General features: G+C 72.4%; 27 protein-coding genes and 1 tRNA gene. 13 read left to right on the top strand and 15 right to left on the bottom strand.

From position 1 onward, the window contains the following. The 3 genes from ASF38_RS13715 to ASF38_RS13705 all read right to left on the bottom strand — a co-directional run. On the bottom strand, positions 1–683 hold a 683-nt coding region (locus ASF38_RS13715), incomplete at its 3' end, for a PCRF domain-containing protein (protein WP_235497760.1). Positions 684–798: 115 nt separating this feature from the next. Further along, positions 799–1,005 (bottom strand): 50S ribosomal protein L31, encoded by a 207-nt coding sequence (rpmE, locus tag ASF38_RS13710; protein ID WP_055966938.1) that lies wholly within the window; start codon positions 1,003–1,005, stop codon positions 799–801. A gap of 172 nt (positions 1,006–1,177) precedes the next feature. Next, positions 1,178–1,660: a glutathione peroxidase gene (locus ASF38_RS13705; RefSeq protein ID WP_055966935.1), complete on the bottom strand. Its 483-nt coding sequence runs from the start codon at positions 1,658–1,660 to the stop codon at positions 1,178–1,180. A 165-nt stretch (positions 1,661–1,825) separates the two neighbouring features. On the opposite strand from ASF38_RS13705, the gene ASF38_RS13700 reads away from it, so the two are divergent. Both ASF38_RS13700 and ASF38_RS13695 read left to right on the top strand, forming a co-directional pair. Further along, a complete protein-coding gene (locus tag ASF38_RS13700; RefSeq protein WP_055966930.1) occupies positions 1,826–2,011 on the top strand; it encodes a DUF1059 domain-containing protein in 186 nt (61 codons plus the stop codon). After that, on the top strand, positions 2,011–3,084 hold the full coding sequence (locus ASF38_RS13695; RefSeq protein ID WP_056576700.1) for an EAL domain-containing protein: 1,074 nt from the start codon (positions 2,011–2,013) through the stop codon (positions 3,082–3,084). Before ASF38_RS13700 ends, ASF38_RS13695 begins: the two co-directional genes overlap by 1 nt. A 48-nt stretch (positions 3,085–3,132) precedes the next feature. On the opposite strand, the gene rho is transcribed toward ASF38_RS13695, so the two are convergent. The 5 genes from rho to ASF38_RS13670 form a co-directional block, all read right to left on the bottom strand. After that, the gene (rho, locus tag ASF38_RS13690; RefSeq protein ID WP_056576696.1) at positions 3,133–5,070 is read right to left on the bottom strand and encodes a transcription termination factor Rho; all 1,938 of its coding nucleotides are present in this window, start codon (positions 5,068–5,070) and stop codon (positions 3,133–3,135) included. 186 nt (positions 5,071–5,256) lie between these two features. After that, complete coding sequence (gene thrB, locus ASF38_RS13685; RefSeq protein ID WP_055966921.1) at positions 5,257–6,147, bottom strand: homoserine kinase; 891 nt, start codon at positions 6,145–6,147, stop codon at positions 5,257–5,259. Between the two features lie 7 nt (positions 6,148–6,154). Further along, on the bottom strand, positions 6,155–7,219 hold the full coding sequence (gene thrC, locus ASF38_RS13680; RefSeq protein ID WP_055966919.1) for a threonine synthase: 1,065 nt from the start codon (positions 7,217–7,219) through the stop codon (positions 6,155–6,157). A gap of 13 nt (positions 7,220–7,232) precedes the next feature. Beyond that, positions 7,233–8,552 carry a homoserine dehydrogenase gene (locus ASF38_RS13675; protein WP_055966917.1) on the bottom strand — a complete coding sequence of 440 codons (1,320 nt, stop codon included), beginning with the start codon at positions 8,550–8,552 and terminating at the stop codon, positions 7,233–7,235. An 81-nt stretch (positions 8,553–8,633) separates the two neighbouring features. Next, positions 8,634–10,034 (bottom strand): MFS transporter, encoded by a 1,401-nt coding sequence (locus tag ASF38_RS13670; RefSeq protein WP_082480766.1) that lies wholly within the window; start codon positions 10,032–10,034, stop codon positions 8,634–8,636. A 55-nt stretch (positions 10,035–10,089) separates the two neighbouring features. On the opposite strand from ASF38_RS13670, the gene soxR reads away from it, so the two are divergent. The 4 genes from soxR to ASF38_RS13650 all read left to right on the top strand — a co-directional run bounded on the left by soxR (position 10,090) and on the right by ASF38_RS13650 (position 12,341). Beyond that, the gene (soxR, locus tag ASF38_RS13665; RefSeq protein ID WP_055966911.1) at positions 10,090–10,530 is read left to right on the top strand and encodes a redox-sensitive transcriptional activator SoxR; all 441 of its coding nucleotides are present in this window, start codon (positions 10,090–10,092) and stop codon (positions 10,528–10,530) included. Between the two features lie 219 nt (positions 10,531–10,749). Next, positions 10,750–11,217 (top strand): hypothetical protein, encoded by a 468-nt coding sequence (locus ASF38_RS13660; protein ID WP_156364747.1) that lies wholly within the window; start codon positions 10,750–10,752, stop codon positions 11,215–11,217. Between the two features lie 33 nt (positions 11,218–11,250). Next, positions 11,251–12,030 (top strand): AzlC family ABC transporter permease, encoded by a 780-nt coding sequence (locus ASF38_RS13655; protein WP_235497731.1) that lies wholly within the window; start codon positions 11,251–11,253, stop codon positions 12,028–12,030. Further along, positions 12,027–12,341 (top strand): AzlD domain-containing protein, encoded by a 315-nt coding sequence (locus ASF38_RS13650; protein ID WP_056576690.1) that lies wholly within the window; start codon positions 12,027–12,029, stop codon positions 12,339–12,341. Before ASF38_RS13655 ends, ASF38_RS13650 begins: the two co-directional genes overlap by 4 nt. A gap of 4 nt (positions 12,342–12,345) precedes the next feature. Here the strand turns inward: ASF38_RS13650 and lysA are convergent, their stop codons facing one another. From lysA to ASF38_RS13635, 3 genes are all read right to left on the bottom strand, one after another. Then, a complete protein-coding gene (gene lysA, locus ASF38_RS13645; protein WP_369815203.1) occupies positions 12,346–13,758 on the bottom strand; it encodes a diaminopimelate decarboxylase in 1,413 nt (470 codons plus the stop codon). Beyond that, positions 13,755–15,419: an arginine--tRNA ligase gene (gene argS / locus ASF38_RS13640; protein WP_056576686.1), complete on the bottom strand. Its 1,665-nt coding sequence runs from the start codon at positions 15,417–15,419 to the stop codon at positions 13,755–13,757. Before argS ends, lysA begins: the two co-directional genes overlap by 4 nt. A 65-nt stretch (positions 15,420–15,484) precedes the next feature. Then, positions 15,485–15,877, bottom strand: coding sequence for a response regulator transcription factor (locus tag ASF38_RS13635; protein ID WP_156366927.1), 393 nt, complete (start codon positions 15,875–15,877; stop codon positions 15,485–15,487). A gap of 81 nt (positions 15,878–15,958) precedes the next feature. On the opposite strand from ASF38_RS13635, the gene ASF38_RS13630 reads away from it, so the two are divergent. Then, positions 15,959–16,030: transfer RNA gene (locus ASF38_RS13630), tRNA-Arg, on the top strand. Between the two features lie 31 nt (positions 16,031–16,061). Here ASF38_RS13630 and ASF38_RS13625 read toward each other — a convergent pair. The 3 genes from ASF38_RS13625 to ASF38_RS13615 all read right to left on the bottom strand — a co-directional run bounded on the left by ASF38_RS13625 (position 16,062) and on the right by ASF38_RS13615 (position 19,283). Continuing rightward, positions 16,062–17,384 carry a cytochrome P450 gene (locus ASF38_RS13625; protein ID WP_056576683.1) on the bottom strand — a complete coding sequence of 441 codons (1,323 nt, stop codon included), beginning with the start codon at positions 17,382–17,384 and terminating at the stop codon, positions 16,062–16,064. 337 nt (positions 17,385–17,721) lie between these two features. Continuing rightward, on the bottom strand, positions 17,722–18,849 hold the full coding sequence (locus tag ASF38_RS13620; RefSeq protein WP_255353833.1) for an EAL domain-containing protein: 1,128 nt from the start codon (positions 18,847–18,849) through the stop codon (positions 17,722–17,724). After that, positions 18,846–19,283: a DUF952 domain-containing protein gene (locus ASF38_RS13615; protein WP_056576677.1), complete on the bottom strand. Its 438-nt coding sequence runs from the start codon at positions 19,281–19,283 to the stop codon at positions 18,846–18,848. Before ASF38_RS13615 ends, ASF38_RS13620 begins: the two co-directional genes overlap by 4 nt. A 67-nt stretch (positions 19,284–19,350) precedes the next feature. On the opposite strand from ASF38_RS13615, the gene ASF38_RS13610 reads away from it, so the two are divergent. The 4 genes from ASF38_RS13610 to ASF38_RS13595 all read left to right on the top strand — a co-directional run bounded on the left by ASF38_RS13610 (position 19,351) and on the right by ASF38_RS13595 (position 22,507). After that, complete coding sequence (locus ASF38_RS13610) at positions 19,351–20,367, top strand: LLM class flavin-dependent oxidoreductase (RefSeq protein WP_055966875.1); 1,017 nt, start codon at positions 19,351–19,353, stop codon at positions 20,365–20,367. Between the two features lie 88 nt (positions 20,368–20,455). Continuing rightward, complete coding sequence (locus tag ASF38_RS13605; protein ID WP_056576673.1) at positions 20,456–20,830, top strand: hypothetical protein; 375 nt, start codon at positions 20,456–20,458, stop codon at positions 20,828–20,830. Positions 20,831–20,926: 96 nt separating this feature from the next. Beyond that, positions 20,927–21,970 carry an N-acetyltransferase gene (locus tag ASF38_RS13600; RefSeq protein WP_055966869.1) on the top strand — a complete coding sequence of 348 codons (1,044 nt, stop codon included), beginning with the start codon at positions 20,927–20,929 and terminating at the stop codon, positions 21,968–21,970. A 90-nt stretch (positions 21,971–22,060) separates the two neighbouring features. After that, a complete protein-coding gene (locus ASF38_RS13595) occupies positions 22,061–22,507 on the top strand; it encodes an OsmC family peroxiredoxin (protein ID WP_055966866.1) in 447 nt (148 codons plus the stop codon). 18 nt (positions 22,508–22,525) lie between these two features. Here the strand turns inward: ASF38_RS13595 and ASF38_RS13590 are convergent, their stop codons facing one another. Next, positions 22,526–23,809, bottom strand: coding sequence for a glutaminase (locus tag ASF38_RS13590; RefSeq protein WP_055966863.1), 1,284 nt, complete (start codon positions 23,807–23,809; stop codon positions 22,526–22,528). 131 nt (positions 23,810–23,940) lie between these two features. Here ASF38_RS13590 and ASF38_RS18125 point away from each other — a divergent pair, with 131 nt between their 5' ends. Together ASF38_RS18125 and ASF38_RS13580 are read left to right on the top strand one after the other, a co-directional pair. After that, positions 23,941–24,267: a hypothetical protein gene (locus tag ASF38_RS18125; RefSeq protein ID WP_055966860.1), complete on the top strand. Its 327-nt coding sequence runs from the start codon at positions 23,941–23,943 to the stop codon at positions 24,265–24,267. A gap of 62 nt (positions 24,268–24,329) precedes the next feature. Next, positions 24,330–25,391, top strand: coding sequence for a winged helix DNA-binding domain-containing protein (locus ASF38_RS13580; protein WP_056576670.1), 1,062 nt, complete (start codon positions 24,330–24,332; stop codon positions 25,389–25,391). The last annotated feature ends 78 nt before the right edge of the window (positions 25,392–25,469 follow it).

Genomic DNA, 25,469 nt, shown 5'->3' with positions numbered 1-25,469 from the left:
CCCCCCGGGCCGGAGGACCGGAAGACGTCGATGCGCAGGTCGGCGTCGTGGATCTCGACGTCGACGTCCTCGGCCTCGGGCAGCACCAGGACCCCGGCCGCCGACGTGTGGATCCGTCCCTGCGACTCGGTGACGGGGACGCGCTGCACGCGGTGCACCCCGCCCTCGAACTTGAGCAGCGCGTACGGTGCCTGACCGGGCTCCGGCGTGCCCTTCGCCGCGACCGACGCGGTGACCGACTTGTAGCCACCGAGCGCGGACTCCGTGGCGTCGATGATCTCGACCCGCCAGCCCTTGCGCTCGGCGAACCTGGTGTACATGCGCAGCAGGTCGGCGGCGAAGAGTGCCGACTCCTCGCCACCCTCCCCGCCCTTGACCTCCAGGATCACGTCCTTGCCGTCGGCGGGATCCCGCGGGACGAGCAGGCGCTGGAGCCGCTCGGCGAGGGCTGCACGCGTCGCCTCGAGCTCGGCCGCCTCGTCGTCGAGCTCGAGCTCACGCGCGGCCTGCAGGTCCTCGACCGCCTGCTGCCACTCGCGGTAGGTGCCCACCACGGCGCCGAGCTCGGCATACCGCCGGCCGACGCGCTTGGCACGGCCGGCATCGGCGTGCAGGGCGGGATCGGCCATCTGCCGCTCGAGCTCGGCGTGCTCGGCGACCAGGCCCTCGACAGCCTCGAACATGGCGATCCTCTCGTGCCCTCGGCGTCTCGACGACGCGTCCGGTCCCTGGGCCGGCGGCCCTGGGACGACGACGCCGACCCGTCCCTCGAGGGATCGGGTCGGCGTGTCGGAGGAGCTACTTCTTGCCGTAGCGCTTCTCGAACCGGGCCACGCGGCCGCCGGTGTCGAGGATCTTCTGCTTGCCCGTGTAGAACGGGTGGCAGGCCGAGCACACGTCGGCACGGAGGGATCCCTCGGTGGCGGTGCTGCGGGTGGTGAACGAGTTGCCGCAGGTGCAGGTGACCTGGGTCTCGACGTACGTGGGGTGGATGTCGCGCTTCATGATGTCCTCTCGTCGGTACTGGGTCGGACCGCGGCGCGGGCCGTGAACCAGGACCAAGGCTGGATTCTGCCAGGGGCACCCTGGTCAACCCAAATCGTGCCCCGTCTGTTCCCCACCCCGATGCCCGTGACCGGCGCGCCGCGCCCGCCGGTGCGTGGGGTGGAGGACCCGCTCAGGAGGCGAGCAGGGCCTCGATGTCGGAGGCGATCTTCTCGGGCTTGGTGGTCGAGCCGTACCGCTTGACCACGTTGCCCTCGGTGTCGATGAGGAACTTGGTGAAGTTCCACTTGATCTTGTTCCCGGCGAACCCGCTCTTCTCGCTGCGCAGCCACTGGTAGAGCGGGTGCGCGTCGTCGCCGTTGACCTCGACCTGCGAGAACATCGGGAAGCTGACCCCGTAGTTCCGCTCGCAGAAGGCGGCGGTGTCGTCGTCGGAGTCGGGGTTCTGCCCGCCGAACTGGTCGCACGGGAAGCCCAGCACCACGAGGCCGCGGTCGGCGTAGCTCGCGTAGAGCTCCTCCAGGCCGGCCAGCTGTGGTGTGAAGCCGCACTGGGTCGCCGTGTTCACGACGAGCAGCACCTTGCCCCGGTAGTCGGCGAGCTCGCGCGGGGTTCCGTCGATCGCGTTCGCGGTGAAGTCGTATGCAGTGGTCACGCGCTCATCCTAGGTTCACGGCCCGAGCGCCGCAGGAGTCCTCGATCCTGCACACACCTCCTGATCCCGCGAAAGCCCGACGAGGCGGCGCACCCCGCCCTACGATGTCGGCACGGCGGTGGATGGGGAGCCATCCAGCAGGGACGCCGGGACGAGGGAGTCGTCATGAAGTCGTTCGCCTGTGGGGACGTCGTCCCCGGGTGCACCGCCCGGTGGGAGGAGCCGTCCGACGAGGCCGTCCTCGCGCGCGTGGCCGACCACGCTGCGGCGGTCCACGGCCTGGTGGAGGTCCCGGCCGAGCTGGTCGCGGCGGTCCGGGCCTCGATCCGCACCACACCCGCACCCGTCTGATGTCCGTCGCACCCTGGGTCGTCTCGACGCCCCAGCGGATCGATACCGACGTCGCCTTCAGTCCGATCCTCGACCTCGCGCGCGGCGTGGTGGCCGGCTACCAGACGGTGGCCTCCCCGGTGGGCGCACGCCGGTCGCAGGACGTCGTCGACGACCCGTGCTCGATCATGACCGCCGCTCTCGCGGCCGCGGCGACGTTGCCCCCCGACACGTTCCTGACCGTCCCCCTGGGGCTGGGCGACGGGGGCCCCGGCGACCTCGACGACCCGGCGCTCATGTCGGTCCTGACGTCACGCGGCGACCTGTCCGGCGTGGTGCTGGACCTGCGCGCCGTCCCCGAGGACGTGGGCGCCGCACCGACAGCCCGCCTCGAGGGTCTGCGCGAGGCGGGCGCCAGCGTGGCGCTCGGGGGCGAGCAGGCGGCCCAGCCCACGCTGCGCAGCGTCATCCGCTTGCGTCCCTCGATCGTCCGGCTCGGCCGCGCCTGGGTCGAGGGGATCGAGCACAGCGCGGAGAAGCGGGACGCCATCGAGGTGACGGGCACCATGGCCGCCCAGCTGGACGCCTGGCTGCTCGCCGAGGGGGTCAGCACGGCCGCGGAGCTCCGCACCCTCTCCGAGCTCGGCGTCCCGCTGGCTCAGGGACCGCTCGTCGGCCCGGCCCGACGGGTGTGGCAGAGCGCCGCGCCCCAGGCTCATCGAGCCCTGCCCCGGGACCGGGCACCGGCCGGGGACGGCGTCCTTCGCGACCTGGTCCGCCGTGCCTACACGACCGACGACGTCGGCTCGGCCCGATCGGTGCTGGCGGAGACGGTCGGCTTCGAGGTCGTCGTCGCCGTCGACGAGCACCGGCGTCCGCACGCGGTCCTGATCAAGGACGACCACGGGCGGTGGCAGTCCAGCGACGTGCTGGCCGTGCACGTGGACACCCCGCTCGGCGACGCTGTCGCCCGGGCGATGGCACGCCCGCGCAGCACCCGGTTCGGGCCGCTGGCGTGCACCGACTCCGCGGGCGGGTTCCTCGGCGTCCTCCACCTGGAGGACCTCATGACCCACCTGGCCGGCCGGGCCTGAGCGGGCTCGCGGACGCATCCGCGAGCCCGCCCGACCGACGACCGGTGCTCAGGCCAGCGGCGTGCGCGAGAGCTGGAGCAGCAGCTCCCCGTTGCTCCCGGTCGCACCGAGCCGCTCGGCCACGGCGTCGAGGGCCTCGCGCGGCTCGCGACCGGCCAGGGCGCGACGCAGCCCGGCGACGATCTCGAGCTCCTGCGGGTCGAGGAGCAGCTCCTCGTGGTGGGTCCGCGAGGCGATGACGTCGACGGCCGGGAAGACCGTCCCGCGGTCGTCGACGACGAGCCGCAGCGTGCTGTTGGCCGCACCGTCGAGCTCCTCGAGCACCGTCTCGTCCACGGCCGAGCCGGTCCCGACGAGGGCGGTGGCGACGATGGTGAGCGATCCACCGTCCTCGGCGTTGCGGGCGGCCCCGAAGAGCGCCTTGACCGGGTGCAGGGCCGACGCGTCGACGCCCGCGGTCACCCGTCCGGAAGCCGGCGTCGCCTGGTGGTAGGCGCGACCGAGCCGCGTGATGGAGTCCAGCAGCACCACGACGTCGTGACCGAGCTCGACCAGACGCTTGGCCCGCTCGACGGCGAGCTCGGCGACGATCGTGTGGTCGGTGGCCGGCCGGTCGAAGGTGGAGGCGATGACCTCGCCCTTCACCGCACGCTGCAGCTGCGTGACCTCCTCGGGCCGCTCGTCGACGAGCACCACCATGAGGTGGCACTCGGGGTTGTTCGTCGTGACGGCCTCGGCGGCCGCGCGCACGAGGGTGGTGCGGCCGGCCCGCGGCGGCGCGACGACGAGGCTGCGCTGACCCTTGCCGATCGGCGCGAAGAGGTCGACCAGCCGCGTCGTGACCAGCGTCGGGTCGGTCTCCAGGCGCAGACGTTCGTCGGGGTGCACCGGGGTCAGACCGGCGAACTCGACCCGGCCACGAGCGTCCTCCAGGGGCATCCCGTTGACCGTGTCGACCCGCACCATGGGGTTGAACTTCTCCTTGCGCTCCCCCTCACGGGGCTGGCGCACCTGACCGGTGACGGCGTCGCCCTTGCGAAGACCCCACTTGCGCACCATCGACAGGGACACGTACACGTCGTTCTCGCTGGGCAGGTAGCCCGTGGTGCGCACGAAGGCGTAGTTGTCGAGGATGTCGAGGATGCCGGCCGCGGGGACCAGCACGTCGTCGTCGGCGTAGGTGGGCTCGCCGTCGGCGCCTCGGCCGCCACGGTTGCGGCCGCGTCGGTTGCGGCGGCGACCACCGTTCTCGTCGTCGACGTCGTTCTGGCCCCGGTCGTTCTGGTTCTTGTCGTTCTGGCCCCGGTCGTTCTGGCCCTTGTCGCTCTGGTTCTTGTCGTTCTGGTTCTTGTCGTTCTGGTTCTTGTCGTTCTGGTTCTTGTCGTTCTGGTTCTTCGCGCCCTGGTTCTTCGGTCCGCCGGAGCGCTGGGCGTCGTCCTGGCCCTGCCCGCGGCCGCCCTGCTTCGGGCCGTCCTGGTTCTTCTGGCCGTCGGTCTTCTGCCCGTCCTGGTTCTTCGGGGCGTCCTGCTTCTTCGGGGCGCCCTGGGCCCGCTGGCCGTCACGCTTCCTGCCGTCCTGGTCCTGGGGAGCGCCCTGTTCGTGGGGGGCACCGCCCTGAGGGGCGTCGTCCTGGCCACGGCGGTCCTGCTCCTCGGTCGGCGTCTGCTCCGTCGCGGGCTCACGGCGCGCACCGGCCCGGGTCCGCGGTCCGCGCTCGTCCTTCGCCTCGACTGCGGGAGCCTCGACCGGTGCGGCCTGGACCGCGCTGGTGGCCGTCTCGCCACGGGCCTGCTTGATGGCGTCGATCAGCTCGCCCTTGCGCAGCTTGGCGGCGTCGGCGATGCCGAGACCGGACGCGATCTCGCGCAGCTCGGCGAGCACCTTGCCGCCGAGCGCGCCGCCCGCACGGCGGGCGGGCTTGGTGGTCGGTTCAGCCGCGGCACCGGAGGTGTCGGGCGCAGCCTGGTCGTTCGGGGAGTCGGTCACGTGAGAGCTTCCTGGGTGGGAGGGGCGCCGGGCACTCTCCCGGCGAAGACCGGGGCACCACGGCCACCCGCCGACGGCGGGTGATCGAACAACGGTGTCGGGGAGCGGACTCCACACCGACGATCGTCACTCTAGCAGCGCTGCCGGTCCCCGGCGTCCTGCCCCGATCACGCGCTCCCGTGCGGGTCAGGGGGCGTCGACGACGTGCGCACCTCGGTCCGCGACCTCGACCTCGAGCACGCGCCAGCCGTCGGGGCAGGCCTGGGCGACACCACGCGCGAAGGCGAGCACGGTGGGCCCGGCACCCGAGATGACCGCCGGCACACCGTCGACGCGCAGGCTCCGCACGAGCTGGTAGGAGTCGGGCATCGCGGACGCCCGGTACTGCTGGTGCAGGAGGTCCTCGGTGGCCGCCGCGAGCCGTTCCGGGGCCTGGGTGAGCGCCGCCACCAGCAGGGCCGCACGCCCCGCGTTCGCGGCGGCGTCGGCGTGGGGCACGGCGTCGGGCAGCAGGCCGCGAGCCGCCTCGGTGGACACCGGGCTGTCCGGCACGAAGAGGGTGACGGGGACCGCGACGTCGAGGCGGAGCGCCTCGGCGGCGAACCCCTCCGTCCAGGCGATCGTCAGGCCGCCCAGCAGCGCGGCCGCCACGTTGTCGGGGTGACCCTCGAGGTCGTGGGCGAGCTGCAGCGTGGCCCGGTCGTCGAGCACCTCGACCCCCTCGACGAGGGCCTTCGCCAACACGATGCCGCCCACGATCGCGGCGGACGACGAGCCCATCCCGCGTCCGTGGGGGACCACGTTCCGGCAGGTGAGTCGAAGGCCGGGACGCCTCAGCCCCATGAGGTCGAGCGCGGCGTCGAACGACCGGACGACCAGGTGTCCCGCGTCGCGGCTCACCTCGTCGGCACCCTCACCCTCGACCACGATCTCGAGGGCGTCGCCGGGCAGCACCTCGGCGGTCAGCTCGTCGTGCACGTCGAGGGCCAGGCCCAGGGCGTCGAAGCCCGGCCCCAGGTTGGCGCTGCTCGCCGGGGTGCGCACGGTCACCGGGCGGTCGACGAAGGGTGAGGTCATCGCGCCCTCAGGCCAGGCCGGCAGCGGCGGCGGCGTCGTGCACGTCGGCGTCGATCACGGAGTCGACCACCGAGCCGACGCCGGACAGCGCCGTCTCGACGTCCTTCAGGCCGTGGCCCGTCACCGTGACCGTGATGGTGAGACCCGGCTCGACCTCGCCCGCCTCGGCGGCGGCGAGGAGACCGGCGACGCCCGCGGCCGACGCCGGCTCGACGAACACGCCGTCCTGCGAGCCGAGCCTGCGCTGCGCGTCGAGGATCTGCTCGTCGCTCACGGCGTCGATGCGACCCCCGGAGGAGTCCCGAGCCGCCTCCGCGAGGTGCCACGACGCGGGGTTGCCGATCCGGATGGCCGTGGCGACGGTCTCGGGGCGGGGCACCACCGCACCGCGCACGATCGGTGCGGCGCCCTCCGCCTGGAAGCCCCACATGCGGGGGCGCCGCGTGGCGAGGCCGGCGTCGGCGTACTCGGTGAAGCCCATCCAGTAGGCGGAGATGTTGCCGGCGTTGCCGACGGGGAGCACGTGCAGGTCGGGGGCGTCGCCGAGCACGTCGACGATCTCGAACGACGCCGTCTTCTGCCCCTGCAGACGCACCGGGTTGACCGAGTTCACGAGGGCGACCGGGTACTCCTCGGCGAGCCCGCGCGAGAGCTGGAGGCACTCGTCGAAGCCCCCACGGACCTGGATGACCTCGGCGCCGTGCATCACCGCCTGCGCCATCTTGCCGGTGGCGATCTTGCCGTGCGGGACGAGCACGATCGGGGTCAGGCCCGCCCGTGCGGCGTAGGCCGTCATGGAGGCCGACGTGTTGCCGGTCGAGGCGCACACCACGGCCTTGGCGCCCTCACCGACCGCGACCGAGATCGCGGCGGTCATGCCACGGTCCTTGAAGGACCCCGTGGGGTTGTCCCCCTCGACCTTGAGCCAGACGTCGCCCTTGACGAGCGCCGACAGCCAGGTGGAGTGCACGAGCGGTGTCCCGCCCTCACCCAGCGTGATCACAGGGGTGTGCTCGTCGACCGGGAGCCACTCTCGGTACTCCTCGACGACTCCGCGCCACGGCTGTGCCATCAGTGTGTTCCCTTCACTGGTCGAGACCCTCCACGCGCATGACCGAGGTGACGTCGCGCACCATGTCGAGCGCGCGCACGGCCTCGACCGTGGCGGCCAGGGCGGCGTCGTCGGCCTCGTGGGTCACGATGACGAGCTGTGCGTCGGACCCGTGGCCCTCCTGGCGGACCGTCTTGATGGAGACGTCGAAGCCGGCGAACGCGTCGGCGACGGACGCGAGCACGCCCGCGCGGTCGTCCACGTCGATCGACACGTGGTAGCGGGTGCGCGCCCGGCCGACGTCGAGCACCTCGAGGTCGGCGTGGGAGGTCTCGCCCGGGCCGTGCACGCCCTGGCGGCGGTTGCGCGCCACCGAGACGACGTCGCCCAGGACCGCGCTCGCGGTGGGCGCTCCCCCGGCCCCCGGGCCGTAGAACATCAGACGTCCGGCCGACTCGCTCTCCACGAACACGGCGTTGTACGCGCCGCGCACGCTGGCGAGCGGGTGGCTCTTCGCGATCATCGCGGGGTGGACACGCGCCGAGACGGCCGGGCCGTCGGGGGTCTGGATCTTCTCGCAGATGGCCAGGAGCTTGACCACGCAGCCCATCTCGTCGGCGGAGCGGACGTCGCCGGCGGTCACGTCGGTGATGCCCTCGCGGTGCACGTCGCCGATGGTGACGCGGGTGTGGAAGGCCAGCGAGGCGATGATCGCGGCCTTCGCCGCGGCGTCGAAGCCCTCGATGTCGGCGGTCGGGTCGGCCTCGGCGTAGCCGAGCCGCTGAGCCTCGTCGAGCGCCTCGGAGAAGCCGGCCCCGGTGGTGGTCATGGCGTCGAGGATGAAGTTGGTCGTGCCGTTCACGATCCCGAGCACCCGCTCCACGGCGTCACCGGCCAGGGACTCCTGCAGGGGGCGGACGATCGGGATGGCGCCGGCGACGGCGGCCTCGAAGGCGATGTCGCGCTCGGCCTTCTCGGCGGACTCGAACAGGTGGGCCCCGTCCTCGGCCAGCAGGGCCTTGTTGGCCGTGACCACGGAGGCTCCGTGCTCGAGTGCGGCGAGGATGAGCTCGCGGGCCGGCTCGATGCCCCCGATCACCTCGATCACGACGTCGAGGTCGCCCCGGGACACGAGCGCGAGGGCGTCGGTCGTGAAGAGGTCGGTCGGGAGGTCGAGGTCGCGGTCGCGCCCGAGCCGCCGGACGGCGATGCCGACGAGCTCGATCGGCGCACCGATCCGCCGGGCCAGCTCGTCACCGTCGCGGGTCAGCAGGCGTGCGACCTCGGAGCCGACGACGCCGCAGCCCAGCAGGGCGACCTTGAGGGGTCGGACGGCGGCGGGTGCGGTAGTCACGCGGACAGCCTATCGGCGCCGCACCGCGCCCCGGGCCGCAGTGGGTCGCCGTGAGACCCGACCCCGCACGGACGGCCCCCGTCAGGAGGTGAAGCCGCGACGCAGGACCACGAGGGCGGCGACCGCACAGCCCACCGGGACCACGAAGGCCGCGAGCACGGCGGCGCCCACGCCGTGGACCACGACGGACGCGAACACCGCCGACCCCAGCGCCAGCGCGGTGGACTCCGCGACGGAGTCGCTGGTCTGCAGCGACGCGCTGCTCGATGCCTGCTCCCCCGGCGCCGACCGCGCCAGGACCTCGGTGACGAACGACGTCATCGCCGCACCCATGCCGAACCCGCCCACGGCCCAGGCCGCGACCACGAGCACGACCGGGACCTGCGGCAGCAGCACGAGGGGCACCGCCAGGATGCCCAGGCAGATGGCGCCGGCGCCGAGAGCGGCCCGACGCTGCGTGGTCGCCAGGAAGGGCCCGAGACGCTCAGGACGCGAGACCGCCCACGCCCCGGCGAACCAGGTGAAGGCGGCCACGGACAGCACGGCGCCTGCCAGGCCCACCGGCACGTCGTGCAGGTCCACGAGGGCGAGCGGCACGTAGACCTCGGCGGCGAAGTAGGCCGAGGCGAGCAGGGACCTGGCACCCATGAGCGACGGCAGGCCCCGTCCGCCGGTCCAGGTCCGTGGCGGGACGAGCTGCCGGACCGCCCCCGCGAGCAGCACCGCCGAGCCCACGAGCAGGCAGGGCCACCACGTGACCGCGCGCTGGCCGGCGACGGAGAGCAGGAGCACCGCACCGCCGGCCGTCGCGGCGGCCGCCACCGGGACACGTCGTGCGGCCGGACCGGCCCGGTCGGGGGTCTCGACGGCTCCACCGAGGTCCCGGACGGGCCGCCAGGCGACGGCGAGGCTCACGACCGCGAGGGCCGGGGCCATCAGGAAGACGGCACGCCAGCCGAGCAGGTGGGCGAGCCCTCCCGCGATGGCTGGTCCGACCACGGCCGGCAGCGTCCATGCGCTCGTCATGACGGCGAGCGCCCGGGGCCGCAGGTCGACCGGGTAGGCCCGCGCGACCACGACGTACAGACCGACGCCGATCGCCCCCATTCCCAGGCCCTGGACGGCGCGTCCGACGAGGAACCAGGTCATGGTCGACGCCGTCCCGCACGCGAGGAGCCCGAGGGCGAAGACCGCCACGCCCCCGGCGAGGGCCGGGCCGGGGCCGGAGCGGTCGATCCACGGCACCGCGACGGTGCGCGACAGGATGCTCACGGCGATCGGCGCGGCGAAGGCGACCGCGTACGCGCCGAGCCCGTCCAGGTCCCGTGCCACCTCGGGCATCACCGTGATGACCGCCAGCGACTCGAAGGCCACCAGGAACGCCAGGGCGAAGAGCCCGACCGTCGTCCGGCCCAAGGGCCCCGTCCACAGCGCGACGGGCTTCCCCGTCGGCGCTCTCCCCACCCCTGCTCCGATCGCCATGCCCTGATGCAACAACCTCGAGTATGGTTGAGGTCAAGCCGATCGAGGAGACCCTGTGCGCCCGACCGACCAGCTCACGCCCCAGGAGGTGTCGCAGCGCTCCGGCGTGGCCGTGTCGGCTCTGCACTTCTACGAGTCACGTGGACTCATCAGCGCCACGCGGACGAGCGGCAACCAACGGCGCTACCGGCGCGAGGTCCTGCGCCGCCTCGCCTTCGTCCAGTTCTCCCAGCGGCTGGGCATCCCCCTCGCGGAGGTGGGTGCGGCGCTCGAGACCCTCCCGGCCGACCGCACGCCCACCAAGCGGGACTGGGCGCGCCTCACCGCCCGGTGGCGCGAGGACCTCGACCGACGGATCGAGCGCCTCCAGCGCCTGCGCGACGACCTCGACGGCTGCATCGGCTGCGGCTGCCTGTCCCTGCGCAGCTGCGCCGTCTACAACCACGACGACGAGCTCGCCGGCCTGGGGTCCGGACCGCACCGCGGTCTCGTGTGACCGACGCGGCCCGCCGGTCGCACCCCTTGTCGCCGATCCGGTGCTCCACCCCACCTCGACCCCACCCCCACCCCCACCCCGCCCCCATCGGTGGATCCTCAACCGCAGACCGCTGTCTGCGGTTGAGGATCCACCGATGCGGGCCCTGATGGTGCGGATCCACCGATGGCTCCGCACGATCGGGCCCGACGCCGTCCCGCGGTCGCCTACTCTGTGCGCGTGTCCTCTCGATCCAGCCGCCTGAAGCGTCGACTTCGTGGGCTCGGGGCGATTCCCCTGGTGGGTCTCGTGACCATCGTGGTGGTCGCCGTGATCCTGGTCTGGGCGGTGCTCGACGTGCGGTCGCTGCTGGCCGACCGCCCGGCCACCGTGGCCGCCCCGGCGCAGGACACGACGGGGACCCGGGAGGCCACCACCGCGGTCCAGGTCGCCGTCCGGGTGACGTTCTCGTCGGACGGACCGTTCACCGCCACGGTCGTGGACGCCGCGAAGAAGGAGCGGACGTTCACCTCCGCCGGCGAGGACGTCGTGTTCACCCGCGTCTACGAGGGAACGGGACCGTACGTGTTCGCGAGCGCCCAGACCTCGGCCGACGCCACGATCCGCTGCCGCATCGACGTCGACGGCCGCAAGGCGTCGTCGAACGAGGAGTCCGGGCTCTACGCCCAGACCATCTGCGCCGACTGACGGCTCGCCGCGACCCGATGACAGACTGACGCGGTGACCCCGGCCGAACGGTCCTCCTTCCGAGAGGGCCTGAGACTCGGCGTGCCGTTCGGACTCGCCTCGTTCCTGCTGTCGATGTCGTTCGGCGTGGTGGCCCGAGAGGCCGGCTTCAGCCTGGCTGCGGCCGTCGTGATGTCGCTGGTGGTGTTCGCCGGGTCCGCCCAGTTCGCGGCCGTCGCCGTGATCGCGACCGGTGGCGGGGCCGGCGCGGCGGTCGCCGCAGGCACGCTCATGAACTCGCGGTTCCTGCCCATGGGGGTGGCGCTCGCACCGTCACTGCCTGGCCGCGCCTGGTGGCGCGGGCTGCAGGGCCAGGCCGTCGTCGACTCGTCGTGGGCGGTCGCCGCCCGCGGGGACGGGACGTTCGACCGCTGGCGGCTGTTCGGGACGACGGCACCCCAGCTGGTGGCCTGGCAGCTCGGCACGGTGGTCGGCGCGTTCGGCGGCGACCTCATCGGCGACCTCGAGCGGTTCGGGCTCGACGCGATCTACCCCGCGTTCTTCCTCAGCATCCTGCTGCCGGAGCTGCGTGACCGGAACCGGCTCGGCGTGGCCGTCGTCGGCGGGCTGCTTGCCCTCGCCCTCGTGCCCTTCGCCCCGCCCGGGGTGCCCGTGCTGGCGGCCGGGCTCGCGGCCCTGTGGGGGCTGCGCCATCGGGATCAGGGCCGTCGGGATCAGGGCCGTCGGGATCAGGGCCCTCGGGATCAAGGCCCTCGGGATCAAGGCCCTCGGGAGCAGGGCCCCCCTGGCCCGGACCTGCAGGACCCGGCATGAGCACGGTGTGGTGGACGATCCTCGGTCTCGCCCTGGCCACGGCCGCGGTGAAGGGCGTCGGACCCGTGCTGCTGGGCGGGAGGGACCTGCCGGAGCGGTTCACGGGGGTCATCGCGCTCATGGCACCCGCCCTGCTCACCGCCCTGGTGGTCACCAGCGTGCTCGCCGACGGCGACCGGTGGCACGCCGGCGCCGACACCGTCGGGGTCGCGACGGCCGGCGTGGCGGCCTGGCGCGGCGCGTCGGTGATCACGACCATCGGCATCGCCGTGGTCCTCACCGCCCTGCTCAGGCTCGCGGGACTGCCGTAGCCGCTCAGCCGACGTCGAGCGTGAAGAGGTCGTCCTCGGTCTCGCGGCGCAGCACGAGGCGAGCCTCGCCGTCGCGGACGGCGACGACGGCCGCCCGCGGCACGTGGTTGTAGTTGCTGGCCAGCGATCGGCAGTAGGCGCCGGTCCCGGGCACCGCCAGCAGGTCGCCGGCAGCGACGTCGGCCGGGAGGTACTCGTCCTTGACCACGATGTCGCCGCTCTCGCAGTGCTTGCCGACGACGCGGCTCAGCACCGGATGCGACGCGGACCGACGCGACGCGAGGGTGCAGGAGTAGTCGGCGCTGTACAGCGCGGGACGGATGTTGTCGCTCATCCCGCCGTCGACGGCCACGTAGCGACGCGAGGCGCCGCCGTCGAGACCGACCTCCTTGGTGGTGCCGACCTCGTAGAGCGTGAACGTGGACGGGCCGGCGATGGCCCGGCCGGGCTCGATCGAGATGCGCGGGACCTCCAGACCCATCGCCGCGCACTCGTCATCGACGATCTTGAGCAGGCCGCCGGCGAGGTCCTCGGGCGAGCGCGGGTCGTCCTGGGTGGTGTAGGCGATGCCGAACCCCCCGCCGAGGTCGAGCTCGGGCGGCGTGACGCCGAGCTCGGTGGCGATCTGGGCGTGCAGCCGCAGCACCCGCCGCGTGGCCACCTCGAAGCCGTCGGTGACGAAGATCTGCGACCCGATGTGCGAGTGCAGGCCGAGCAGCCGCAGGCCCCCACCCTCAGGACGCTGCGCCGAGAGCACACGACGGACCGCGGCGAGCGCGGCACCGTCGGCGATCGAGAAGCCGAACTTCTGGTCCTCGTGCGACGTGGAGATGTACTCGTGGGTGTGGGCCTCCACGCCGGCGGTGACGCGGACCATGACGGCGGCCTCGCGCCCGGTCTCGGCGGTCAGCGCCTGGAGACGGTCGATCTCCTCGAGCGAGTCGACGATGATCCGCCCGACCCCCACCTCGAGCGCACGGCGCAGCTCGGCGACCGACTTGTTGTTGCCGTGCAGGCCGATGCGGGCCGGAGGGAAGCCGGCGCGCAGCGCGACCGCGAGCTCACCCCCGGTGCAGACGTCGAGGTTGAGGCCCTCCTCGTTCACCCATCGGGCGGTCGCGACGCAGAGGAACGCCTTGCCGGCGTAGTAGACGTCGGCGTCGGGGAACGCATCGCGGAACGCCCGAGCCCGGGCCCGGAAGTCGTCCTCGTCGATGACGTAGAGCGGGGTCCCGAACTCCTCGGCGAGGTCGGTGACGGGCTCCCCCGCGACGGTGACCACGCCGTCGACCTTCGACACGTTCTGGGCCCACAGGTGCGGGACCAGCGCGTCGGCGTCGTCGGGCTTGCGCAGCCAGGCGGGTCCGCGGTCGCCGGCCTGTCCGTGCAGGGCGCCTGCCTCGTGGGACCTCATCACATGCGCTCCGGGGCCGAGACGCCCAGCAGCGCCAGACCGTTGGCGACCACCTGGCGCGTGGCGTCGACGAGGACGAGGCGCGCGCGGTGGACGTCGCTCACGTCCTCGTCGCCCTGGGGCAGCACCCGACAGACGGCGTAGAAGGCGTGGAACGCCGCCGCGGTCCGCTCGAGGTAGCGAGCCACCCGGTGCGGCTCCCGCAGCTCGGCGGCGCGTGCCGCGACCTCCGGGAAGCTGGCGAGCGCCCGCAGGAGGTCACCCTCCTTCTCGTGCTCGAGCAGTCCCGGGTCGAACCGGTCGAGCCCGTGCTCGATGCCGAGGTCGATGGCGTTGCGCAGGATGCTCGACAGGCGGGCGTGCGCGTACTGGACGTAGTAGACGGGGTTGTCGTTCGTGGTGCTCGCCCACAGGTCCAGGTCGAGGTCGATCTGGGAGTCGGTGGAGTACCGCGCCAGCGCGTACCGGGCGGCGTCGACACCGATGGCCTCGACCAGGTCCTCGAGCGAGATCACCGTGCCGGCCCGCTTGCTCATCCGCAGCGGCTGGCCGTCGCGCAGCAGGTTGACCATCTGCCCGATGAGCAGCTCGAGGTTGACGCCCGGCTCGTCACCGAAGGCCGCGCACATGGCCAGCATCCGGGAGACGTACCCGTGGTGGTCGGCGCCGAGCATGATCAGGCACCGGTCGAAACCGCGCTCGCGCTTGTCGAGGTAGTAGGCGAGGTCGCCGGAGATGTACGCGGCCTGCCCGTCGGACTTGACGACCACACGGTCCTTGTCGTCGCCGTAGTCGGACGTGCGCAGCCAGCGGGCGCCGTCGCGCTCGTACATCTTGCCCAGCTCGTCGAGGCGAGCGATGGCGCGATCCACGGCACCGGACTCGTGCAGGTCGTTCTCGTGGAAGTAGACGTCGAAGTCGACGCCGAAGTCGTGCAGCGACGCCTTGATCTCCGCGAACATCTGGTCGACGCCCTCGGCGCGGAACAGCTCGACGGCCTCGGCGTCGGGGAGCGAGGCGGCGTCGGGGTGCTTGGCGACGACGTCGGCGGCGATGTCGTGGATGTACTGGCCGCCGTAGCCGTCCTCCGGTGCGTCCTGTCCGCGGGCGGACGCCAGGAGGGACCGGGCGAACCGGTCGATCTGTGCCCCGTGGTCGTTGAAGTAGTACTCGCGGGTGACGTCGGCGCCGGCGAAGGAGAGGAGTCGGCCGAGCGAGTCGCCCACGGCGGCCCAGCGCACGCCGCCGATGTGGATCGGCCCGGTGGGGTTGGCGCTGACGAACTCGAGGTTCACCTTCTGGCCGGCGTAGAGGTCGCTGCGGCCATAGTCGGCTCCGCCCTGCAGCACCTTCTCGGCGACCTGTCCCTGGGCGGAGGCGGCGACCCGCAGGTTGAGGAACCCGGGCCCGGCGACCTCGGCCGCGCTGACGCCGTCGTGCTCGGCAAGGACGGCGGCCAGGTCGGTGGCCAGGTCGCGCGGGTTCAGCCCGGCCTTCTTGCCCAGCTGCAGCGCGATGTTGGTGGCGTAGTCGCCGTGCTCCTTGACCTTCGGACGCTCGACGCGCACCTGCGTCGGCACGCCGTCGGGCAGGCTCAGACGACCCTCGTCGGCGAGCCGGGAGAGGGCGGACACGATCACGTCGCTGAGCTGCTCGGGAGTCACCCGGCCAGCCTATCGAGCAGCGACGCCCCGCCGCGCCGCGGGAACGACCCGTAGGTGCTGCCCGGTCAGCCCTGCGCGCGCTGGCGGATGACGTCGCGGACCGTGGCCACGAGGAAGTCGGGGTCGAAGGGCTTCGTCACGTAGGCGTCGACGCCGGCCTTGACACCCCGCTGGACGTCGGCCGGGTGGTTCTGGGTGGTCACCATCACCACGCCGAGGTGCCGCAGCCGGGGGTCCGACCGGATGGCGTGCACCGTGCTGACACCGTCCTGCCGCGGCATCATCACGTCGACCGTGATCACGTCGGGGAGGCTCCCTCGGTCGGCCGACTCGCGCAGCTTCTCCAGGCAGTCCAGACCGTCGACCGCCTCCTCGACGTCGAACCCGGCGAGCTCCAGGTTCGTCCGGATGAGGAACCGGATCGACTGCGTGTCGTCGGCAACCAGGACGGTGGGCACGGGTCCCACGGTATCGGCCGTGCGGTAGGCTCACACCGCACTCGGCCAGATCGGGTTCCGCCCTCGCGCGGCACCCATCAGGCCCCCGTAGCTCAGGGGATAGAGCGCCGCCCTCCGGAGGCGGAAGCGGAGGTTCGAATCCTCCCGGGGGCACTCGTGCGTCGTGGCCGCAGCCTCGGCGCACTCACGGTGCGAGCGTGGCCGGGAGCGTCGCGTGGCCCCGCAGGATGCGGGTGGGTCGGCGAGTGGCGCCCGGCTCGAGCCGCAGGTCCGGGAACCGCTCGAAGATCGTGCGCAGGCCGACCTCGCCCTCCATGCGGGCCAGCGCCGCTCCGAGGCAGTAGTGCCGTCCCGAGGAGAACGACACGTGGTCGCCCGCGTTGGCACGGGTCACGTCGAAGCGCGCCGGGTCGGCGAAGACCTCGGGATCGCGGTTGGCACCGGCCAGCAGGGTGGTGATCATCGAGCCGCGCGGCACTCGCTCGCCGGCGATCTCGGTGTCACGCGCCGCCATGCGTCCGGTGAGGAGCACCGGCGGGTCGTGGCGCAGGGCCTCGTCGACGGCGTTCGGCCACACGGTGGGGTCCTCGCGCAGCACGGCGAGCTGGTCGGGGTGGTCGTGCAGCAGCCGGATCCCGTTCCCCAGCAGGTTCACCGTCGTCTCGAAGCCGGCCGCCAGCACCAGCCCCGCGGTGGACTTGAGCTCGGCGTCGCTCAGCGCCTCCCCGTCGTCGTGCGCGGTCACCAGCTGGCTCAGCAGGTCGTCCCCGGGCTCTCGGCGCACCTTCTCGATGTGCTGCTCGAGCCAGCGGTCGAACTCGGTCAACGACGACTCGACCCGACGGAAGACCGACCACGACAGCCCGAGGTCGAGCGAGGGCGCCGCGCCGGTGCCGAAGCGCAGGACCCGGTGCTGGTCCTCCCTCGGCACACCGAGGATCTCGGCGATCACCGTGACCGGCAGCTGCGAGCAGTAGGCCTCGACCAGGTCCACGGGCCGGGTCGGGTCGAGGCCGTCGAGCAGCTCGTCGGCGATCTGCTGGGTGCGCTCCCGCAGACCCTGCACGGCCTTCACCGAGAAGACGCGGGTGACGAGCTTGCGGTACCGGGTGTGGTCCGGCGGCTCGGTGACCAGGAGCGACGGCGGGGTCAGCGGGCCGAGCGGCGCCGACCGGAAGGCCCAGCCACTGACCTTGGCCAGCGGTCCGCCCGGCCCGAAGTCGATGCCGGTCCGCATGTCGGGACTCGTCAGCACCTCCTTGACCACCGGCTGCGTGGCCGTGACGTAGGCGAACCTCGCGCGGTGCAGCGGTCCCCCGGCGCGGATCTGGTCGAACAGCGCGAAGGTCTCGGCCTCGTCGGACGCCTCGATCAGACGACCGTGCAGGTCGCCCCGCTTGGACGAGCCACGGATGGCAGCCCTGGGCAGGGCGTGCCCGAGGCCCCACCGCAGGGTGCTGGCCGCACGGGCCCCCGCCTGCGACCTGATCTGGTGCTGGATCGACATGCCGTCTCCTGTCGTGCCGTCAGCGTCGGATACCGCGAGTATCACCACTCGTGGACGCGTGCGCTCCGTCGGCGCGCCTTCTCGAGCTGCGGCGGGTCTTCCACGTGAGAAATGTAACTCTCGGTGACATTCTCGCGACAGAAGCACTCAGAGGGGTCCCGAGGCCCTAGTGTCAGCCCCGCGCCGAACGCTTCATCCCCTGGTAGCGGCCGGTGGCAGCGCCCCTGCTCTCGTACAAGGAGAGCAGGGGCGCCCACGGGCTCACGTGGGTGCGAGCCCGCTTCGAGGATACGGACGTCCAACTTCTCCGCTCGTCGGCGACGGCAGGAGCCCAGCGCTACAGCTCGCGCACCACGTGGGTGATGCCGAGCTCCTCCATCCAGGCGAGGTCCTGGTCCGACGACACCCCGAGCGCGACGGCGTCGGCCTCGATCTTCGCGGCCAGCGTCGCGATCGACTCCACCAGCACCCGTCGGCTCGAGTCCTCGGAGAGGCCCTGGACGAGGGAGGCATCGATGCGGATGACGTCGGGCGAGAGCAGCAGGATGTGGCGCAGGTCGGCCGACCCGTCGCCGACGCGGTCGACCGCGACCCGGGCCCCGAGCAGACGGAGCGGCTGCAGCAGGTGGGTGAGCTCCTCGTAGTCGTCGATCTTCTCGTCGACGTCGAAGCGGAGCATGAGCCGCGAGGGCGGCATGGCCGAGATCAGGGCCTGGAACGCCGGATCGCGGAGCGCCTCGGCCGACAGCGAGGTGCTGACCACGGGGACGGTGGAGTCCTCCACCGCCGCAAGGGTCTGGGTCAGGACCGACAGCTCCAGCTCGACCCCTCGACCCAGCTCGCGGGCCTCGGCGAGCCGACGGCGGAACGGCACTCCGTCGCCGAACCGGGCGACCGCCTCGTGGCCGACGACCGCCCCGGTGGCGACCTCGACGACGGGCAGCAGGTCGATCGTCGTCCCGGCCTCGAGCGCCTCGTCGACCGTGGCGGCGAGGTCGCGCAGCCTGCCGTCGACCTCCTCCTCCACCTCGATCAGCCGCATGATGAGCACGGCCGTGGCCCGCAGGACCTCCGCCTGGGCGGGCGACAGGTCGGGGCGTGGCTTCCGCGAGAACGCGCAGAGCGTCCCGAACAGCTCCCCGCTGCGGCGCATCATCGGCACGCCCACGTAGGCGCCGATGCCCAGGTAGGAGGTGTGGAACGCATCGACGGTGAGCGGGTCACGCGACGTGTCGGGGACGACCTCCTCGAGCTTCCCGCTCGTGATCATCTCGCAGTACGTGCCCTCGTACGGCTCGTTGAAGCCGATCTCGATGGGCAGGTCGACGTCGGAGACGAGCGCCCGGAACGTGCGCCGGTCACCCTCGATCTCGCTGATGAAGGCGACGTTGAGACCCAGCTCGCGGCGCACCAGCTCGACCATGGACGTCGCCGCCGTCCGTGCATCCGATCGTGTCTCGCTCACACACCACGCCCATCCGTGCCCCGAACCGTGACGCCCATCATCGCAGGTGCGGACTCCACGAGGTCAACCGCGGACGAACCGCTCCACACGACCTGCTGCACCCGCACCACGGCGTCGCGGTCGAGCGGCCCGCGCACGTGGGGGAAGAGCACGTCGTCCCCCACGCCCGGCGGCGGCACCGGGACGGCCGCCTCGCGCACGACGGGAGCCCGCAGTCGGGACTCGTCCAGGTGGAGCACCAGCAGCGGACGCGGCGCATCGGAGTAGAACGCCGTGGCGACCGCCAGCGTGGTGGCCACGTCGGGCGAGCAGTGCACGAAGCCCTCGGTCTCCAGCGACGCCGGCGCGTAGGGGCGGTCGGGCTCGGCCGTCCAGTCGGAGGCGGGAACCAGGTGCAGGAGGCCGGTGGGAGCGGTGTCGTCGGCTGCGGTCACGAGGACATCGGACCATGACCATCGATCACGAGGGAATGTCGGGCCGGTCCCGATGCTTGACGTGGGCATGAAGAACATCGGCTTCCTCTCCTTCGGGCACTGGTCGGACTCGCCGCACTCGGCCACGCGCAGCGCCTCCGACGTGCTCCACCAGTCGATCGAGCTGGCCGAGGCAGTGGAAGACCTGGGTGGCGACGGGGCCTACTACCGGGTGCACCACTTCGCCCAGCAGCTCGCGTCGCCCTTCCCTCTGCTGGCCGCCGTCGGCGCGCGGACGAGTCGGATCGAGATCGGCACCGGCGTCATCGACATGCGGTACGAGAACCCCCTGTACATGGCGGAGACCGCGGGGGCGGCCGACCTCATCAGCGACGGTCGGCTCCAGCTCGGCATCAGCCGCGGATCACCGGAGCAGGTGATCGACGGCTACCGCTACTTCGGCTACGTGCCGAGCGAGGGCCAGAGCGACGCCGACCTGGCACGCCAGCACACGCAGGTGCTCCTCCACGTGCTGGAGGGCGAGGGCTTCGCCGAGCCGAATCCGCGTCCGATGTTCCCCAACCCTCCCGGCCTCCTGCGCCCCGAGCCGCACTCCCCCGGCCTGCGCGACCGCATCTGGTGGGGCGCCGGCAGCCGAGCGACCGCCGAGTGGACCGCGCAGCAGGGCATGAACCTCATGAGCTCCACGCTCCTCACCGAGGACACCGGGGTGCCGTTCCACGAGCTGCAGGCCGAGCAGATCCAGCGGTTCCGCGACGCGTGGAAGGAGGCGGGGCACGACCGCGAGCCGCGCGTGTCGGTGAGCCGCAGCATCTTCGCCCTCGTCGACGACCGTGACCGTGCGTACTTCGGCGGCTCGGGCGGGGACGACCAGGTCGGCTACATCGACGGTGGCCGCGCACGATTCGGCAAGACCTACGCAGCCGAGCCGGACCAGCTCGTGGAGCAACTGCGCGAGGACTCCGCCGTCGAGGCCGCCGACACCCTGCTGCTCACCGTGCCCAACCAGCTGGGCGTCGAGTACAACGCCCACGTGGTGGAGAGCATCCTGAAGCACGTCGCGCCCGAGCTCGGCTGGCGCTGAGCGAGCCTTCCGAGGCCGTCGCAGATCGGTGCCGACGAGCGACCTGCGGATCCTGAGAAGCACGTCCACCCGTCGCTACGCTTCCGCCGTGGACCTCGACCTGCCCGCCGAGGACCCGCTCGTCCCCGACGTCGAGGCGGCGCTCGACGTTCGCGCCACACGCCGACCGTTGATCTCGCCGTACCTGCGTCCATCGAGCCCGGTGGCCCTGTGGCTGTGCGCGTGCGTCAGTGATGCAGCCGCGCCGACCTGGGTGATGTGGCTGGAGACTGTCGGCGTCGCCTGGAGCCGCGTGCCCACCGGCGTCGACGAACGAGCGCTCGTGGACGCGAGCCGATGGACCGGCGCTCACGTCGATCCGGCTGAGGTGCTCAGCTGGTTGGAGTCGCGGGCCGCTCTCCCCGACGACCAGGTCGAGATCTCGGTCGTCGAGCTCGTCGAGCAGGCGCTGCGTCCCTCCTGACCACTTCGTCGAACGCGCCGTGCGCACGAACGCAGAATCCTGCGTCACCACGGCCCCGTGCGCGCCGGACGGCGGAAGTGGGAGACTCGTGTCTCGATGAGCCCAGCCGACGAGAACGTGCCGCCCACCGAGCCCGACGTCCCCGAGCTGCCTGCGCCATGGGTCGCCCGCGTCCCGACCTACGGAGACGTGGAGGCCCTCGTCGCCCTGCGCCACCTCGACGAGCTCCAGGGCACGGGCGAGGCGCACGTCGACCCGGCGGGCATCGAGAACGAGGTCGCCGGACAGGCGTCGTGGACCCGACGCCAGCTCGTCGCCGTGGGTGACGACGACGTCCCGCGGGCCTGGATCACGGTGCACGACCGAGCGGCCGGGCGTGCGCTCGTGTGGGGCTACTTCGACCGCGACGTCGCCGAGGTCGACGAGATCGCCCGCCTCTTCTACGCCTGGGCCGAGGACGTCGCGACCCTCATGGCACGGATCCGCGGCATCACCGAGACCCGGCTCGACGAGAGTCCGTTCGGCGGCGACACCCGGCAGGCGGGCTGGCTGCGCGACGCGGGATACACCAAGCGCCGCACCTGGCTGCACATGGAGCGCCCGGTCACGCCGGAGGACGCCGAGCTCGAGCCGCGCGAGGGCGTGCTCGTGCGCACCGTCGAGAAGCACGAGAACGGGTTCCCGGTCGCCGCGGACCTGCAGACCGTGCACCACATGCTCGAGACGTCGTTCGAGGACCACTTCAACAACTACCGCGAGTCGTTCCCGGAGTTCGTCCAGCGCATGCGGGAGGAGCCTGGGCACCGCTGGGACCAGTGGTGGCTGGCCTACGTCACCGACGAGGACGGCGAGCAGGTTCCGGCCGGCACCGTGGTCTGCTCCGTGCTGCCCGGCAAGGACGGCGGACCCGAGGGCTCGTACGTCGAGTACATCGGCGTCAACCGGCACGCCCGGGGACGCGGCGTCGCCAAGTCGCTGCTCGCCGCCGTCATCAGCGACGCCGCCCGTCGCGGACGCAACCGGGTCGGCCTCGAGGTCGACGACGACTCCCCCACGTCGGCCGACCAGCTCTACCTGTCGCTCGGCTGGGAGACCGACTACGTGACCGACTCGTGGTTCAAGGACCTCACGCTGGAGTGACGCCCGAGGGAGCGGATCGGCTTGCGTCCCGCCACGACGACCGTAGCGTCGACCTCGCAAGCACCAGCACCCGATGCAAGGGAGTCACCCATGCCCACACGCTCCGCACGCACCGCCTGGAACGGCGGATTCGAGGACGGTTCCGGCCAGGTCGAGCTCAGCAGCTCCGGCCTCGGGACGTTCGAGATGTCCTTCCCGAAGCGCTCTTCCGAGGACGGGGGCGGCGCGACCAACCCCGAGGAGCTCCTCGGCGCCGCGCACTCGGCCTGCTACACGATGCAGCTGACCGCACTGCTCGGCCAGAAGGGCGGCACCGTCCACTCCATCGAGACCAAGGCCGACGTCTCCCTCGGGAAGGACGACGCCGACGGCGGCTTCAAGATCACGAAGATCGCGCTCACCGTCCGCGGTGAGGTGGAGGGAGTCGACGAGGCCGGGTTCCTCGAGGCGGCCGAGGAGGCCAAGACCGGTTGCCCGCTCAGCAAGGCGCTCGCGTCGGTCGAGGAGATCACCCTCGACGCCGCACTGGAGTCCTGAGCCGCCAGGCAGCCCGCGCTAGGAGCGCACCGCGGTGGCGACGTCCTCGAACGACTCGGGGACGAAGCCACCGCGGGGCTGCTCACCTCGCACGATCTCCCCGTCGCCGGTCTCGGGCTCGCCCAGCACCCTCGACGGATCGACGATCCGCACCGGGTGCCCGTCCTCGTGGAGACGCCGGATGCCCTCCAGCACCATCCGTCGGGCGATGTCGTTGACGTGGTGGACCCGGTCCAGGTCGACGACCACGACGTTCGTTCCTCCCGGCTCCTGCTCGAACGACCGCAGCACCCGCTCTGCCTCCACGAATCGAAGGTCGCCGGCCACCTCCTGCACCGGGACGCCGCCCTCCACGTAGCGTCGCGCGACCGACCGCGCACCCTCGGCCGCATCCATGAGGTGCAGGCCCATGTCCTGGTTCAGCCGTCCGAACACCTTCACGCCGCGGGTGCTGTTCCCGTGGGCGTCGAGACGCGGCGAGAACACCGCGATGCCCAGCTGACCGGGGAGCACCCCGATGAGTCCGCCCGCGACGCCGCTCTTGGCCGGGATGCCGACGGTGGTGAGCCAGTCGCCTGCCGCGTCGTACATGCCACAGGTGGCCATGACGCTCAGGACCTGTCGGTTGACCGCCTGCTCGATGAGCTGCTCGCCGTCCGGCGAGCGCCCACCCGATGCCAGCACGGCGGCCATCCGGGCCAGGTCCTCGACCGTGACCGCGGCCGAGCACTGCCGGGTGTACCCACGCACCACGTCTTGCGGCTCACCCTCCAGGGTGCCGACCGTCCGCAGCATGTAGGCGATCGCCATGTTGCGGTCGGCCGTGGCGAGCTCGGACTCGAAGACCGCCTCGTCGACGTCGAGCCGGCGCCCGGCGAGGCTCGAGTAGAGGTCGAGGATGCGACCCGTGCGCTCCTCGTGACCGGCCCCCTCGACCAGGGAGTGCGCAGCGATCGCACCGGCGTTGATCATCGGGTTGCGTGGATGCCCCGAGACCGGGTCGAGCGAGATCTCGTTGAACGCGTCGCCCGACGGCTCCACGTCGATGTGCCGCAGGACCTCGTCGAGACCGCGGTCGGCGATCGCCAGGGCGTACGTGAAGGGCTTGGAGATCGACTGGATCGAGAAGGCGACGTCCGTGTCGCCACGGCTGTAGACCTTCCCGTCGGGCGTCGCGAAGGCCACGGCGAACCGGTCGGGGTCGGCGTTCGCGAGCTCGGGCACGTAGTCGGCCACCGCCCCACCGTCCTTGCCACACGAGTCGAGCAGCTGCGCCATGTACTCCTCGATGGGGGTCCGCATGCCCCGATGCTGCCATGCCTCGCAGCGGGTGCCGGAGCCCCGGTTCGGTCCGTGCGGCGCACCGGCACGGACCCCATGCCCTAGCGTCGTGACCACCACGGCAGCAGCCGCGACGCCATCGGGAGGAACCCATGCACGCACCGAAGACCACCGCCATCACGACCGCGCACGATGCGGACCGAACCTTCGGCGCGCTCGTCGAGACGGTCGAGTCCGGCTCCTACACCCTCACCACGCGCGACGACGCGTCGCGCACCATTGCGTTCACGAGCGGCAAGACCGCCTTCTCCTGGGGCCACGAGTACCTGGCCACCGTGACCCCGGCCGCCAGCGGCGCGAACCTCGAGGTCGTCGCCGGCGGCCTCGACGACAAGCCCAAGGCCCTCCTCGACGGCCGCAAGAACGTGAAGGCGGGGGCCAAGGTCGTCGAGGCCGTGAAGGCCGTGCTCGGCGACTGACGCGGGACGTCGGAGCGTCTTCGAGGGACAGTGGTGTCCGCGCCCGGTGTCACGATGGCCTCGTGCGCCAGTCCCTCGCTCCCTACCGCCTGCGGTCGCAACGACTCGTGGGACCCGGCCTGCCCGATCCCGTCGCGGTCGTGCGCCACCTCGGCGCCGTGCAGTCGCAGGAGCACACCACGGCGCCGTGGAGCATCGGGCGTCGGTGCGGCGCCACGCTGACCCAGGTGCTGGACGCCCTCGACGTCGGCCGGGTCGTGCGGACCCACGCCCTGCGCACGACCTGGCACCACGTGCACCTCGACGACCTCCCGCTCGTCGTGGCCGCCGCGGGCGACCGCGTGATGGCCCAGGTCGTCCCGCACGTCCGTCGTCAGGGTGTCGACGAGGCGACCCTCGTGGCCTCGAGCGAGGTGGTCTCCGCCGCGGTCCGGGAGACGCCGGGGTGCACCCGCGACGTCATCGCCGACCGCCTCGCCGCCGCGGGTCTGCCCGCCCGGGGCGACGTCCTGGCCCACGTCGTGATGGCGGCGGAGCTGCGGGGGGAGATCGCGGGTCGGCGCGACCCCGGCACCCAGCACCGCTACCACCCCGTCGTCCTCACCCCGTCCTCCCTCGACGCCCAGGCAGCCCGGGCGTGGCTGGCCGCCACCTACGTGCGCGGACACGGGCCGGCCGGTGCCGCCGACCTCGCCTGGTGGTCCAGCCTCACGCTCACGCAGGCGCGGCGCGCCCTCGTCGACGCGGGCCTGCACGAGGTGCAGGTCGCGGGTCGCTCGCTGTGGACCGACGTCGATGCCGGCGCCCTCGAGTCCGAGCGCGTCGACGTCCCGCCGGTGCTGCTGCTCGCGAACTTCGACGAGCTGATCTCCCACGCGCGCGACGGCGACCTGCGGGCCGAGGTGGGTCCCCGCTACGACGACGTCCTGGGCGGGGTCGGGATCCTGGTCCTCGACGGTCGCCTCGCCGGGAGCTGGAACCGCTCGGTGAGCGCGGGTCGGCTCGAGGTCACGGTGCGGACCGACGCGTCGCTGTCGCCGCGACACCGCTCGGCCCTCGACGAGGAGGCGCAGGCCCTCGCCACCTTCCACGGGCTCGCCGAGGCCCGCGTCGCGGCGTCCTGAGCCTGCGCCGAGCACCGTCTCGAGGCTCGCGAAACGCTGCGCCGTCGACGTCGCCGTGGCACGGTGAGAGCACGGCTC

This window comes from Aeromicrobium sp. Leaf272 (genome assembly GCF_001422865.1).
Classification (GTDB): Bacteria; Actinomycetota; Actinomycetes; order Propionibacteriales; family Nocardioidaceae; genus Aeromicrobium.
Note: the sequence above shows the minus strand (reverse complement) of the source record. Positions and strands in the feature narration are given on the sequence as shown.

Coding starts and splice junctions, on each gene's coding strand:
- ASF38_RS18125 (WP_055966860.1), top strand. CDS start 23,941: ATGCACGCACCGAAGACCACCGCCATCACGACCGCGCACGATGCGGAC.
- ASF38_RS13700 (WP_055966930.1), top strand. CDS start 1,826: ATGAAGTCGTTCGCCTGTGGGGACGTCGTCCCCGGGTGCACCGCCCGG.
- ASF38_RS13650 (WP_056576690.1), top strand. CDS start 12,027: ATGAGCACGGTGTGGTGGACGATCCTCGGTCTCGCCCTGGCCACGGCC.
- ASF38_RS13670 (WP_082480766.1), bottom strand. CDS start 10,034: ATGGCGATCGGAGCAGGGGTGGGGAGAGCGCCGACGGGGAAGCCCGTC.
- ASF38_RS13695 (WP_056576700.1), top strand. CDS start 2,011: ATGTCCGTCGCACCCTGGGTCGTCTCGACGCCCCAGCGGATCGATACC.
- rpmE (WP_055966938.1), bottom strand. CDS start 1,005: ATGAAGCGCGACATCCACCCCACGTACGTCGAGACCCAGGTCACCTGC.
- ASF38_RS13600 (WP_055966869.1), top strand. CDS start 20,927: ATGAGCCCAGCCGACGAGAACGTGCCGCCCACCGAGCCCGACGTCCCC.
- thrC (WP_055966919.1), bottom strand. CDS start 7,219: ATGGCACAGCCGTGGCGCGGAGTCGTCGAGGAGTACCGAGAGTGGCTC.
- thrB (WP_055966921.1), bottom strand. CDS start 6,147: ATGACCTCACCCTTCGTCGACCGCCCGGTGACCGTGCGCACCCCGGCG.
- ASF38_RS13590 (WP_055966863.1), bottom strand. CDS start 23,809: ATGCGGACCCCCATCGAGGAGTACATGGCGCAGCTGCTCGACTCGTGT.
- ASF38_RS13595 (WP_055966866.1), top strand. CDS start 22,061: ATGCCCACACGCTCCGCACGCACCGCCTGGAACGGCGGATTCGAGGAC.
- ASF38_RS13610 (WP_055966875.1), top strand. CDS start 19,351: ATGAAGAACATCGGCTTCCTCTCCTTCGGGCACTGGTCGGACTCGCCG.
- ASF38_RS13625 (WP_056576683.1), bottom strand. CDS start 17,384: ATGTCGATCCAGCACCAGATCAGGTCGCAGGCGGGGGCCCGTGCGGCC.